This is a genomic window from Sporomusa aerivorans, from assembly GCF_041428895.1.
In the GTDB taxonomy this organism is placed as follows: domain Bacteria; phylum Bacillota; class Negativicutes; order Sporomusales; family Sporomusaceae; genus Sporomusa; species Sporomusa aerivorans.
On the sequence record NZ_CP156926.1, the window covers coordinates 2,327,996 to 2,342,943 of the forward strand.

The 14,948-nt window shown below is 41.0% G+C and carries 8 protein-coding genes; all 8 read left to right on the forward strand.

Annotation, left to right across the window (positions count from 1 at the left end):
- The first annotated feature begins 9 nt into the window (after positions 1-9).
- The 8 genes from SATMO3_RS10710 (at position 10) to istB (ending at position 14,947) form a co-directional block, all read left to right on the forward strand.
- A complete protein-coding gene (locus SATMO3_RS10710; RefSeq protein WP_371380744.1) occupies positions 10-3,069 on the forward strand; it encodes a hypothetical protein in 3,060 nt (1,019 codons plus the stop codon).
- 439 nt (positions 3,070-3,508) lie between these two features.
- Positions 3,509-3,937: an NlpC/P60 family protein gene (locus SATMO3_RS10715; protein WP_371380745.1), complete on the forward strand. Its 429-nt coding sequence runs from the start codon at positions 3,509-3,511 to the stop codon at positions 3,935-3,937.
- Entirely contained in the window at positions 3,937-4,308 is a 372-nt protein-coding gene (locus SATMO3_RS10720) for a hypothetical protein (protein WP_371380747.1), read from the forward strand. The genes SATMO3_RS10715 and SATMO3_RS10720 overlap by 1 nt, the downstream gene beginning before the upstream one ends.
- Positions 4,308-5,111 (forward strand): DUF2163 domain-containing protein, encoded by an 804-nt coding sequence (locus SATMO3_RS10725; protein ID WP_371380748.1) that lies wholly within the window; start codon positions 4,308-4,310, stop codon positions 5,109-5,111. The genes SATMO3_RS10720 and SATMO3_RS10725 overlap by 1 nt, the downstream gene beginning before the upstream one ends.
- Before the next feature lie 11 nt (positions 5,112-5,122).
- Positions 5,123-9,025, forward strand: a complete 3,903-nt coding sequence (locus SATMO3_RS10730; protein WP_371380750.1) for a phage tail protein — start codon at positions 5,123-5,125, stop codon at positions 9,023-9,025.
- A gap of 179 nt (positions 9,026-9,204) precedes the next feature.
- Entirely contained in the window at positions 9,205-12,468 is a 3,264-nt protein-coding gene (locus SATMO3_RS10735; RefSeq protein ID WP_371380751.1) for a hypothetical protein, read from the forward strand.
- Positions 12,469-12,704: 236 nt separating this feature from the next.
- On the forward strand, positions 12,705-14,213 hold the full coding sequence (gene istA / locus SATMO3_RS10740; RefSeq protein WP_371371065.1) for an IS21 family transposase: 1,509 nt from the start codon (positions 12,705-12,707) through the stop codon (positions 14,211-14,213).
- Positions 14,210-14,947, forward strand: coding sequence for an IS21-like element helper ATPase IstB (gene istB / locus SATMO3_RS10745; protein ID WP_371371064.1), 738 nt, complete (start codon positions 14,210-14,212; stop codon positions 14,945-14,947). Before istA ends, istB begins: the two co-directional genes overlap by 4 nt.
- The last annotated feature ends 1 nt before the right edge of the window (position 14,948 follow it).

Genomic DNA, 14,948 nt, shown 5'->3' on the forward strand with positions numbered 1-14,948 from the left:
GGTGATTGAATGTCTGATGAATATAAAAAGATAAATATAGATATAGTTGTTCAAGGTAATGCAGAAGAAAAGTATAAAGCTATAACACGGCAGTTACGAGCGTTGAATCTTGAGAGAGATCGTTTGATTCAATCTAGAGACAAAGGTGATATTTTTGCAGTTAAATATGAGGAACGTGTTGTAGCTCTCAAGCAACAAGAGATTACACTACAGAAACAACTGTCAGAACTTGAGGCGCTGTCTGCGAGAAACCGCAATAAGGCACTGCAGGAAGAATCTGGGGAAAGACAAGCGATTGCTAAAGCTGAACTTAAGGCAATCCAAGAGAGAAATGAAGCTCTAGCTAAAGAGAAAACCAGACAAAAAACTGGTGATCCTGCTATAGAAAGACGGCAGTTAGCTAATGCTGAACGCATACGACAGGCGCAAGGTCAGTCGTATTATAATGAAATCTTTGGGCAGCGACAGTCTCCACAGATGCTGTCTTATGTTAGTGCAGGAATTGGCTTGTTTGAGTCATTTAATACAGTAACTAAAGGATTAACTACTGCTCAAACAGCGTTAAATGCCGTGACTACAGCTACTCCTTGGGGGGCTATAGCTAAGCTTATTGCTGCTGGTGCTGCTTCTCTGGCTACTTACGCTTTCTATGCAGGAGAAGCTGCAAATGCTCAAGCAAAGACTGCACAAAAACAAGCGGATTTAATTACGGCTAAACAGTCAGAAATCGAAGTGTCTAAACAACAGATTGATTTCATGGAGACTTTAGGCAATACTTACGTTCAACTCCAGGCCGACCTAAAGGCTGTCCAGGGCAATGAAGAGAAAACTGCGACAGTCCAAAAGACTATGGCTACAGTTACTAAAGAATTAACTGCAGTTGTTGGCGAAGAAGCAGCAAAGAGGATATTGGATTCTAAGGATATCCAAGAGGCCATCACTCAAGAGCAAAAGGTTCATGCCGAAAAAGTTTCTCAAATGGAAGTCGCATTAGGAGAACTTAGGGCAGAACAAATTAAACTTATGAAAGATGCTGTAGATGCATCTAATGATCGGATCGGTGCAATTAATAACGAAGCAATTGCTTTTGATAAAGCCGCTGATGCCATCGGAAAAGCATTGGGAACAATTGATGAAATTTGGTTTAGATACTATAGAGGAAAGGCTAAGTATTTACGTGATCAGTCAGCTTTCATTAGCCAGCAAAACGAGGGTCTTCAAGGAACTACATTAGGAGAAGATATAGGGTTAGGTTTAGTAAATGCTGAAATGTCATCTATAGGTATTTTTCCTGGTTCCGGTGCTATCCTTCAAGAGCAGGCTGCTACTGCTGATGCTATGGCCGAAGAAATTAAAAATAATGCCAACGCAAAAGAGCGTGAAATACAAAGAAAAGCTACATCTGAACTCAGTGGATTGTATGCTCCTAAGGGTTACTATGAACAGAAAACAGGCCCATCTGGCCCCAATGCTCCCGATAATGAGGAACAACGGAAGCGCATAGAGATACAAGCAGAATACAAACGTATCATGGCAGACATGTCCGTTAGCACTAACAAGTATTCTGAAGCTCTTGATGACTTGAATACTAAAGAAGCTCTCTATGGTCAAACTGTCGAGAGTACTAATGAACGCTATGATCTCATGGCCAAGCGTATTCAACAGTTAACTTCAGAACAATCTAAGTTGACTACAGAGCGTAACAAATACCAAAGTCAGCTTGATAAATATCTCGCAGAAGACCAGGAGTTTGAAGCTACTGCTGCCTCGACAATCGCAGGTTGGTCTGGGATGTCTAAAGGTGAGCGTAAGGATTACCTTGTGAGAAATCGCGAAGATTTCCAACAGTTCAAAACCCTTAAGTCGCTGTTGGATATTCTTAGTGAGCTTGATGTAAAAATATTAGAAACCTCAAAGAACACAAGTAAACTTGAGAATCAATGGGATAAGGAGCTCTTAGGTGATACTCTAAATCCCGATAAGCAGCGTGAGCGTAACTTAAGAAATATTGGGTTAGCTGAAAGCACTGCTTTAGCTCAAGTTAACAAAAGAAATCCTTTGTATCAATGGGATGAAAATGCTATTAGTTTAGCCGCAGAACGGCAAAGGTATCAGCAATACGCTAACTATGGTCAGCAACTTGAAGATGAGCGCAAGAAACTAATTGCAAGTCTGCCAGAGCAAATGAAGGATATCCAAACAAAAATTGATCAAGAGAATCTCCTTGCTGATTCAGTAGAGAAAACAGAGAAACTTAAGATATTGACTGATGCTCTAGCTGCTGCCCAGAATGAAAATACTGCGGCACTACAGAATAATACAGATAAACAGAATGAAAACAATAGTGCAAAAGCCAAATCCGAAGAAAAGCAAAAGGAACTAGCCAAACAAGCTTCACAAAACATAAGGAAGTTGTGGGCAGACTCATTTATTGACATGGCACAGAACGGCTCCTCCTTTAAGGATGTCATGAAGAAAATCTGGAACGATATCCAGAAGGATGCCATATATGCATTATTCAAAGTAAAGCATGAGGCTTCCACTGCATCTCAAATGTTTGGTAAAGGGAAGAGTGGTGGTACTTCATCGGGCTCTACCTTACCTCCAGTTCCTCCAAAGTCAGGCAAAAGTGGCATCGGTAAGGCTGCAAATGGTGGTGTTTTGACCACTCCAACAATCGCAGGTGAAGCTGGAGAAGAAGTAGCGATACCTGTAGAAAACAATACCCAGAATTCAAAGAAACTCCTGGACTACGCAAGCAATAAACTAGGGTATTATCCAGGGAGAAATACTTATGTCCCATACTTCAAGGATTCATCTTTAGCTACACAACCTGTGGTCAACGTACAGATGCAACAACAGCAGAATCATATAGATGAGCTACAGAGGCAAACGCAGGTCTTAACGGCAATGTTGAATCATCTAATGAATAATCCAGGTGTCAATACAACAGTTCTTCCTGTGGTAACTCAGGTGTCATCAGAGCAGGTGCTTGAGGTACTTGCGAAGAATCCTTCAGCACTTAGTAATATCTTAGGTCGACACAGGAATAGTGGTTTTAGTAGATAAACAAAAAGGAGAGCTTAATTGCTCTCCTTGAGTATTTCTTCAGTCAATTTTCTAGTCTTGTTATTTGCTTCTCCTAGAATATATGATACGGCACAATCCTTATAAAATCTACCAAGTACATTCCTAAGTGCTTCATTCTTAAACTTATTGATGTCATCTACATATCCTTTACATCACTTAAGTAATACACTGGATATCGTTTGCCCTGGAAGATACTTGCATTGTTATATGACTTAAGTGCGCTTGAGAATTTATCGTAGGTTTCTTGTGGGATTTTCCCTTTTGCCTTTTGTGTTGCAATATAAAGTTCGCTATATTGCCTATCGTAATCAATTTTGGTTGTGAATACTATAGTCCTTCTCAAGATAATAACTCCATATATACTTCCGTAGCTAAAGGATACCACATAATACCAAAATTATACAAGTGAGGTGAACTTATGACAGACCTAAAGAAGTTCATAGGTGTACCATATAGGTTCCTTGGTGATACCTTCGAAGGCTTTGACTGCATTGGAGTTATAAAGCTCTACTATAGAGAATGCGGTTGGCCTTTAGTTGAATCTGATGGAAAGCCTATTGATCCCGATTGGTATCAAAAGGATAAATATAGACTCGCAAGATATTTCCTTAAGCACTTCGATAGAATTACTGATGTTGACATACTAAAAGACGGAGATATCGTCATGTTCGAAATCAATGGTGAAGCTCATTGTGGTGTAATAGTAGATTCATATGGTCGTTTCATAAGTACGTTTCCACCGATGTCTAAGTATAACGGTGGGATTTCTTTTTGTGACAAACTGCGCTTCTGGCTCAACATGAGAGGCGTAAAGTTTATCAGTGGATTCCGAAGGAGGGATAGCTAATGGCAATACCAACGTTCCCTCTTCCGTATGTATGGGAAGTCGAAGAGACATCAACTTATGCGACAAGAACAGTTACTTTTGAATCACAAAAGAAGCAGATTCAGAGAGTCGCAGTAAACCCACTGCAAACCTGGAAGATTACTTGCAAAGGTTCTCCAGAACAAAGGTTAATACTTAAGAATTTCCATGATAGCGTTGGTGGCAATTCCAACGTTTTTAACTTTGTTGATCCTGATGGAGTAACACAGGTCTGTAGGTTTGCAGAGAACAAACTGACTATTACAGATATACGTGAGTTTGATCCCACAGATGTAACTCATGGTAAAATCGTAGGCTTTACTGCAGAGCTAACAATCGAGGTGGCGTTGTAATGGCACTCAATCTCCCGATCAAACTTATGGAGGCCAAGGAGTCCAGTAGTATCTTTCTAGTGGAACTCTATATTTTTCATCTTAAGACAGGGAAGTTGTATCTATGCGCTGCTGACCAAGATATAACTTATAACGGACAAAAGTATCTTGCAGTACCTTTTGAGCGCGATACGGTAAAAGCCAGTAGTGATTCAAAGGTAGACGATACAACACTTAGGGTTTCAAATGTTGACGATAGTTTTACTGCAGCACTTTACTCTGGAACTGACTTCAGAGGATGCATATGTGATATCTTTCAGATTCTCTACCCTGAAGCTCTCACCGATCCAACACAGATTAATCCAGTTATGCGAGGGTATTTGGATGCTCCCATACTTAAGCAAAAGGAAGCAACTTTTGAAGTAACAGTAAAATCACAAGTACCTAATCTTACGAACTCTCGTACATTCCAGTTGTCCTGCAATAGTGAATTTGCGGATCAGGAATCATGTTTTGCATCAAAAGATACTCAGACGGGAACTTGCCAAAGTGGAACAACTGCAGAAACTATTGTAGTTCAACAGTCTCGTGATGATAGTTATTGGATCAACGGTATAATCACAAGTGGTTACGAAAGTAGAATGATCGAATCATCTCAGGGGAGTGTCATTAGTTTGCACTATCCTTTTTCTTTTGTTCCCACAAATTATACGATTGAGCGCGGCTGTGACAAGAGTTTTGCCTCATGCAAGGCTTTAGGTCAAACACAGAATTACGCTGGATTCCCCAGTATCCCGTATGAATTAGTCATAAGAAGCAGCTAAGGAGGTGAAACATGGGTAAATCAAAAGGTAAGGCAATATTAGGGATTATCGGTTTTGCTTTTGGTGCAGGGTGGCTTGGTGGTGGCGTTAGATTTGGCTTAAGTTCGACTCAATGGCTTTTAGCTGGACTCTATGGAGCATCACTTGGTACATCGCTCTGGTCAATGACTCATAAGCAGAACTATGGTGATTCTTCAGCAACCTATAATTTTGACCAAATAATGAACCAAATAGATTCCAATAGCCGTATACCGATAATTTATGGTACGCGCAAATGGGGTGGACAACAGACCTATCATAAAACTGCATCTGATAAACAGTCATTAAGTAAGGATATCGTTTGGTGTGAAGGTGAAATCGAAAGTATATCTGATGTCAGAGCTGATGATTTACTGATGGAGCAAACCACAGTTTTTTCCGTTCAAAACACAAAGTATCAGGATGCATATATTGAACTAAGTGGACACTCTGCCTTATGGAAATTAACTTTATTCGCTAATGGTACTGCCGTATCTACTGTTAACCCCTTTGGAGGCCACAATACTGTTCAATATTTAGTCGATAGTATTAATGGACACGCAAGTGATGGATGGGTTGCAAGTACAACTATCGGCAGTGAAAAAGTAAGTAGTTCCATTGGTAACATAAGTAAATGCAATTGCTACGACAGTCCTTATACTATATCAAGATACCCATTAGAAGGATGTACTTACCGTTTTTCTAATGGCGCATCTTCGCAGCCAGCACCAGATAACTATAGTACTGTAGGTGGCTATAAGAATGTCGCATGGTCACGTTTTAACTTAACTGTAAGTGAAAAGTTGACCGGAGGAAACCCAACAGTTACTGCGATTATCAAAGGAATGAAAGTACGAGATACCCGCATAAATGCAAAGATTTACTCAAGTAATCCCGCGATGTGTGTGCGAGACTATCTCTTAAGTAAACGCTACGGAGCAGGACATTTTATTACTGCAGATATGCTTGACGAGGATAGCTTTAGAGAAGTTGCAGACTATAATGATCAACTTGTGACAACTAGAGTTCCAACTACGCTTGCTACTGCAGATGCTGTCTATAATAAAATCACAGAATTACAACAATATCTATCCCTGCATTCATCCAAGTTATCTACAGAAGAACAAGAGAAAATCAACAATGAAATTGCAAGTTTAGAGCAGTCACTTATAGATATTCAGAGTAATCCTGTAGAGTATACTCTGGAAGTAACCCCAAGACATAGCCTCAATATCATCATTGCTGAAACTAAGTCGCACATTGAGATTCTGCAGGATATGTTTGCAGTATTCGGTGGTTTTCTTGTGTTTACTCCTGATAAGATATCCCTTCGATGCGAAAAGGAAACCCCAGTATCCTATGCTTTTACTGACGATACGATCATCCAGGATACATTAGATCACACCCAGTATCCTATAGATCAATCGCCGAATCGCTACAGTGTCAAGTTCTATGATCCAGATAACCAATGGACGGGTGTAAAGGTAATCGTAGAGGATGCGGTAGATCAAAAAGAGCGAGGCAAGATAATAAACAAAGATGTAGACCTAACGGGATGCACAAGTCAATCTCAAGCTTTACGACTCGCGAGACTCTATAGAGATAAAATGAAACTCTGTAGTATCGTTGTACAGTTTCAAACGGCGACTATGGCAATGCACTTGGAACCTGGAGATGTTATCACAGTATCCAAGAAGATATTCCCTAATGGTGTAGAACAATGGCTGTTCCAGGATATGCCCTTCAGGATACTTGAGATTTCAGAACAAAAGGGAATCTATAGTATTAAAGCAGAGCAGTATAACGCAAGTATCTACAATGATTCTTTGGGTGCTCAGATACAACCTAAGAATTATGTGCAGGTTCCCAATCCAATATCCGATGAAGTACCTATTGTAACTAATCTATCGACACTGGAACTCTTTAGGGAATCTGGCAATGGGCAAGTGATAAACGAAGTAAAGCTTATGTGGTCAACAGTATATCAGTTTTATGATTATGCTGAAGTCTACATGTTGTCCGATAATCCATCTGTAGATGAGATAAGTGAAAGTATTGAAGAATTAGATGGGACTATAGATTCCTTTGAGTCCAGTGCATGGACATATATTGGCAAAGCACAAGAGTACTTATGTGTTTCTAATTTAATCAAAGGTATTACCTATAAGTTTAAGTTTGTGACCGTCAACACACTAAATCGCAAGTCCAACTTTAATGCATCTCCTGTTGTTGAGTTCTATTGTCAAGGCAAGACACTTACACCCGGAACTCCAACTGGATTGACCTTAAGTTTTACTGATATGTGTTCGGCCGCATGGAATATGGCTGAAGCAGATGTAGCCTTTTGGGAATTGCGGATGGATACTAATACTGGAACAGAAGAAGGACTATTGGCAAGGACAACAGCAAACAAAGCGACTCCAACGTTACCGTCCCGTAAAGGTACGGTATTTTTGTTTGCTCATAATACTGCAGGATTCTATAGTAACCCCTGTATTCTAACGTACAACAAAACAGCTCCTGCAGCACCGACTAATGTTACAGCAACAGATATATTCCAAGGATTCATTGTTACTTGTGATGCTCTACCTGCGTACTGCTCGGGCATAAGTGTTCACATTAATAACGGCACAGGAGACATCGCTTATTTTAGCCCGAACAGCAGCTATACATTTAAAGCTTCTTCGGGCATCTTTGATATTCAGGTTGCTTACGTAGACCTTTTTGGCGAGGGCGCGCTAAGTTCAACTATAGAAAAAACTGTTAAGCCAACTGTAGACCCTGATCTGATTGCTGAAGAATCTCTCTCGTTAGCTAAGATGGATGCTACGATAAAAGATGCTGTTGCTAAAGCTCAAGATGCCGTTAGTGGGACTGTGTTTAATGATACTATAAACCAGTTGACGGTGACTGATGGGACTCTTGCTAACCAGATCACACAGACAGCTAGCCAGACAACTATAATAGTAACCGAACTGAATAAACCTATAGATCAATCATCATATACATCCATTGTTCAGGCATTAACTGCAATCAATCTTAGGGTTACATCAACGACTTTCAATTCCGCTATGCAGCCGAATCAGTTGATTACTCAGATTAACCTCGCGAATGGCACAATTACTCTCGATGGCAAACTGGTGCATATCACCGGGGATACATTGTTTGATGCTAATGTAATCGTGAATGCTATGATTGCCGCTAATGCTATTACTGCAGACAAGATCGCAGCAGGAGCTATAACAACCGCAAAGTTAGCTGCAGGTGCTATTACTGCAGACAAAATTGCCGCAGGTGCAATTACTGCCGATAAGATATCTGCTAAGCTAGGGGAGATTTCAGGAAAGCTTACGGCCAATCAAATAGATGCTGGAGTTATATCAGCAGATAAAATAACATCAGGTGTACTTTCGGCTGACATTGTTTATTCAGCAGGATATCAAGTTAAGGTTGTTACTATGGTTAAGGGTTCTATAGCAAATGGAGCAACAATACCTCTACCTGCTGGATTTACGCATGAACAATGTACTTTTGGTGTTCAACTGCCGACTGCAGCAGACTATATGTCCTTCGCTTACGTTGACTACAATACAAGAACGATATCTGTGGGGTACGATAGAACATATGTAAAGCAATTTAGCCTAGTCTCAGCAAATACCGATTCTTTTTTTGATAATCATAGTCACAATGTAAATGTTAATGTTAGTGGCAGTACTGGTAGCTCTAATGGGGACGGTTATCACAGTCATAGCTTTAGTGGTAGTGTGTCTGGTGGGACTAGTAGTTCTGGTAGTAGTCACAGACACGAAGTTATTGTATTCCTTGATCCGCCTGTGTTAGATATTAAGAGGACATATGGCGGTTCTTGTTATTATTGGATTATAGGAGTGAAGTAACGGTGTGGGCAATTGTAAATTCAGAAGGCACTATCATTGCAACTATAAATGTTTTACCTTCTATTGAAGACCTAGAGACAAGAAACGAAACTTTTTACGAATGTAACAATAATGTAACTGTGGGTGAAAAATGGGACATCATTTCGATGTCCCATTACTCTTAACAAAGGAGTGATTAGATGTCATTCGAATATGGCGAACAAAGGGATGCACAAGGTAATATAACTCATGCTGGATCATGGGGGGTCAAAAGTTCTCCTAAAGAAGCATTTGAAGCAATCATAGAAAACTTTAGAGTACTTAAGGATGAAGGTGTGTCAGAAGAAGTTCTACACTCCTACGTTGACGGAGCTATCGCAGAACTGGTCAACGGCTCGCCCGAAGCACTGGATACTCTTTATGAACTAGCGAATGCTCTTGGGAATGATCCTGATTTTTCCGCTACTGTGCTTGCTAAGATTGGACAAAAGGCGAATCAAGCAACTACTCTGGCTGGCTATGGAATAACAGATGCTTACACAAAAACAGAGTCTGATGCTAAATACTCTTTCCTGGATAAAACTATCAGCAATGTGAGAGTTTTAAAAGATGTAGCAAGAATTTTTTCTAGCAACATTCCAGTTACTGGTACTTTGAAAATCACCATTCCTATATCTTGGAATAATGCAATGATGCGTATTGTTGTTTCTGGTTTTAACCATTCGTCCAGTACTCTACCGTGGAATGTCACTATTAGCGGGTATAATGCATCAGCGGGTAGTGGTTCTTGGAACTCTGCTGCTGTATCAGCTTTATTATCTCCTGGTTGCCCTTTCACTTCTGTAAGGTTCGGCCATGATGGGGCTAATTGTTGCATTCTGCTTGGAGTAACAAGTACTGCTTGGCACTATCCTGCGATAAAAATAGACGAAGTGCAGCTATCTTTCAACGGTATGTCAGGTATACCAGCTACAGGCTGGACACTAAGTTACATTACCGATGAGACAGGAATAACCATATCCGGTTCACCTATAATAAAAACTTTATCAACTATTGATTACGAAGGAATAGACATTGCAGCAGGAACTGATTTAAACAATTTAACCACACCGGGAGACTATCGAAGCAACAGTAATACTATTACGGCATCTTTACTGAATGTTCCGGTGTCAGTAACTATACCTTTCACGTTGCAGGTTACTAAGATAAACGCAACAGGTTATGCTACACAAGTATTAACTACAACTCATCCTTCAACAGCATTTCAACGTTTCGTCAGAAATCAGTCTGGTGGTTCATGGGGAAGTTGGTATGAAGAACTATTTAAGGATAATACTTTAAGTAGTGTGAGAGTATTAAGAGATTTAGCTAGAATCTATAATGGTTCCAGTACTGTTACAGGTACATTGAAAATTACTATACCATATACTTGGTCTGGTACAATGTTACGTATTTTGGTTTCTGGTTTTAACTACATTGGAAATGAGCTAGCAAGTTGGGATGCCGTTTTAAACGGGTATAATCCTGGCTCATCATGGGGTACTACGGGTTTGTCGGCATTACTATCCCCAAGCTGCCCGTTTACCAGTGTGCGATTTGGTCATGACGGCACAAACTGCTGCATACTTTTAGGAACAACAACTACAACATGGAATTATCCAGCGATAAAGATTGATGAAGTACAATTATCACATACAAATAATCAGACAATACCTGCTGCTGGATGGACTTTATCGTTTATTACAGACGAAACTGGAATTACTATGTCAACGTCTAGTAATACGCCTGTAGTAAAGACAGCACTATCAAATGATAGCAACATTTCCGGTGTACGCGTACTAAGAGATGTTGCAAGAAGTTACAATAGTAACGCTGTAACAGGAGCATTAAAAATATCGTTACCATCAACAACCGTAATTTCAATGATGAAATTGACCGTTTCTGGTTATAGTCATGTCGCATCACCTGGATCAGCATGGGATGCCATATTAAGCGGCTATGTAAATACGGGAACTTCTAAGTGGGAATGTTTGGCGGCGATACTTTCACCTAACTGCCCATTCACTTCAGTTCGTTTTGCACACGATGGTACAAACTATTGCATTTTATTAGGCACTACAGCTACAGTTTGGAGTTATCCATCTATAAACATACCAGAAGTTCAAGTGTCATTTAATGGTGTTAACTATGTACCTGCCACTGGTTGGTCTTTGTCTTTTATAACATCAGAAACAGGAGTAACATTTCCGAATTTAGCAGCACCACAGATAAAAACATTAACTGCCACTAATAGTGATGGTGTAACAGACAATACTATAAGCAGCGTACGCGTTCTGAAGGACATAGCGAGATATTTTTATAATAACACTATAACAGGGACAATAAAAATAACTATTCCAACTACTTGGAACTCAACAATGATGCGTTTTAAAATAACAGGGTATAACTACTCAAATAGTCCCGCGTCAGTATGGGAAGCTAATATTACTGGCTATAATTATAGTGGTGGTTCTCAATGGATTTATGCAGCGGCGACTCTTTCACCTAATTGTCCATTTACTTCCGTTAGATTTGGGCACGATGGAACTAATTGTTGCATTTTATTAGGTATAACAACAACGTTTTGGTCTTACCCTTCTATAAAAATTGACGAAGTACAATTAACTGCTGGAGGCACGTCTACCTTTCCAAGTACTGGATTTACAATAAGTCTTATTACTGACGAAACAGGGATAACATTCCCTAATGCTCAGTCACCACAAATAAGAACATTAGCAGCTTTAGAAAGTCCTACTATAATAGCCCCAACTTTCTCAGGGGGAACATATGTTGATACTGGAGACTTATATATACGGAGTGCTTCTAGCCATGTACTACGATTTAATACTGGCAGCACAAATCTAGGCTACGTGGGTGTTATTAAAGCTACTACTCCATACTTGGCAATGTATAATGTGACAGGTAGTGCTGGAATTAACGTATATGATACTGGTGGAGTTACAATAAATGCTGCTACTTCTGTTTCACTCTCAGGCGGTCAATTAGCTTTCCCCCCAACTCAAAAACCTGCATCTGATCCCAATACTTTGGACGATTACGAAGAGGGAACTTTCACGCCGTATGTTTATGGAACTACCACGGCTGGAACGGGCACGTATTCCGTTCAAAGTGGGGTTTATACTAAAATAGGAAACGTAGTGTATTTTCATTTGGCTTTTTCGCTGTCAGCACATACTGGAACAGGAAACATGAGAATTGGTGGATTGCCATTTACAGTTAATTCATCTTACAACCCCGCGTGTTCCTTATGGGCAAATGGGTTAACCTTTACGGGAAGTTTAGTCGGTGTCTTAAGTGGTGGCTCAACAAATTTGTTTATTTATCAAATGGCTAGTACTGCAACAGAAGTTGCAATGGACACGTCAAATAGCATGGTAGCAACTGGTTTTTATTACGTATCTTAAGGGAGGAATATAAAATGTCGTTAGAAAAAATATGTGTAATTGATAAAATTGAAGTTCTTGAAACAAATCAAATACAAATACGTAGAGCAGTGTAAATGGTAAACTAAAATACAGAGTTTTAAGCCAGTAGAACTACAAACTTTCTCGCCACAAAGCACACAGTTTTTCGCCAATAACTACACAGTTTCCAGTCAGCTGATACAATAGAAGCACGCTGAGTATGGAGGCTGCTAGAAATGAAGGGATATTCTGTGTATAGCAAAATACATCAACTAAAAGAACGCGGATTCCGAAAAGATACCGTGGCGAAAAGTCTTGGCATCAACTGGAGAACAGTGGACCGCTACTGGAATATGACGGTGGATGAGTATGAATCTAATGTCGCCACGGTCTGCAAGGTCAGGCTGCTAGACGATTACCAGGACACAATCATCAGCTGGCTACGGGATTATCCTACGCTTAGCGCAGCACAGGTTTGTGATTGGTTAAAAGAACACTACAGCGCGACCTTTAGCGAACGAACGGTCTCTCGGTATGTAAAGAACCTGCGGAATGAGTATGATCTGCGCAAAGCACTCAATCAACGAGATTATGCAGCTGTTCCTGAATTGCCAATGGGGCAGCAATTGCAAGTAGACTTTGGCGAGAAGTGGCTGAAAAATGTAGACGGTGGCCGCATCAAGGTCTATGCTGCAGCTTTTGTTCTGGCACATTCCCGTTTTAAATATGCCGAATTACAGAGCCGCCCCTACACCGCTTCGGATTTGGTGCGAGTATGTCACCAATGCTTCAGGTATATGGGCGGAATGCCGCAAGAGATGGTTTTTGACCAGGATAGTATCGTTTGCGTGGCAGAAAATGCCGGTGATATCATACATACTTATGAATTTGAAAAACTTCGGCAGGAGTGCAAACTGAGTATTTATATGTGCCGTGGTGCTGACCCTGAAAGCAAGGGGAAGGTGGAAAGCACCGTGAAATATGTGAAAGGCAATTTTCTGGAAAACCGGCTTTACGTGGATGATGATATTCTAAACAGCAGCTGCCTGGATTGGTTGGAGCGTACCGCAAACGCAAAAATTCACGGAACAACAAAGCGTGTGCCTGCCGAAGTATTTGCCGAAGAACGGGAATACTTACGGCCGCTGGTCGATTGCGCAGAAAATAACGGCGCTCACCTATGTAGAACTGTCCGCAAGGACAATACCGTTATTTATGACAGCAACCGTTATTCCGTTCCACTTGGCACTTACAATGCGCAAAAAGAGGTTTGTATTGTGCCCAAAGATGGCATTTTATACATTCAGACTGTATTTGGCGATCGCATTTGCCAACATCGCATTTCCAACGGTCGGGGTCTGCTCATCCAAAGCAGAAGCCACCAGCGCGACAGAACCAGCTCTCTGAACCAGATGCAGGTTGCACTGGGTACGCTTCTTCTTGCCAAGGCGGATGACTTTCTCCAAACGATCCGTACAGAGAAATCCCGGTATGCCAGAGATCAATTTAAGCTGATCCATACGCTCTGCGACCAATATGCTGTAGACGCTGTCCTGGAAGCTGTAGGTTTTTGCCAGTACAGTAACCTTTACAGCGCGAATTACATAAAAGACTATCTGGAACACAATGCCTTTAAACAACCCCAGCCGCCAGAGTTGCCCCTTCCGATGAGCAATGCAAAGTATCATGTGACAACGCAAAAGCGCTCGCTTGATGTCTATGCCAAGGAAAGTGGTGACCGATGATGATGCGGCCAATTGACCGGGTAACTGGACTACTTTCTGATTTACGCATGACTCCCGTGGATTTTGAAGCACTTTTTGCAGGTAAAAATTCACTAACACCCGTGGAGAGTGTAGAACTGTTTTTACTGGAACAGCAACGGCTTCGAGTACAAAAACAGAATCTGCTACGCCGCCGCAGAGCAAGCCTGCCTGCTGAGAAAACCATGGATTCTTTTGATTTCGGTTTTCAACGCAGTGTTTCCAAGGAACAGATGTTGCGGCTAAGTGATATGACGTGGGTTGAACAAGCATACAATGTTTGCTTGTTGGGGCCTCCCGGCGTTGGTAAAACCCATCTTGCTTTGTCCCTGGCGGTGAAGGGGCTGAACTTGGGTTATGCAGTGGCGTTTGAAACCTTGGATACCCTTATGAAGATTCTAAAAACGTCCGAAATTTCCAGAGCCAGCAAACGTCGACTCAGATATTTAAGTAAGGCTGCTCTGGTGATTGTTGACGAAGTTGGGTTTATGCCACTCTCCCCGGCAGAGGCTAATTTATTCTTTAGCTTTGTGTCTTCTATGGCCGAGCGTACTTCGATGATTATTACATCAAACAAAGGGTTCGACGAGTGGGCTGAGTTCCTTGGCGATGCAACGATTACAACAGCCATTCTTGACCGCCTAATCCACCACTGCGAGATTATCAATATGACTGGTGACAGTTATCGCTTAAAGCACCGCAAAAGTATTACTTGAA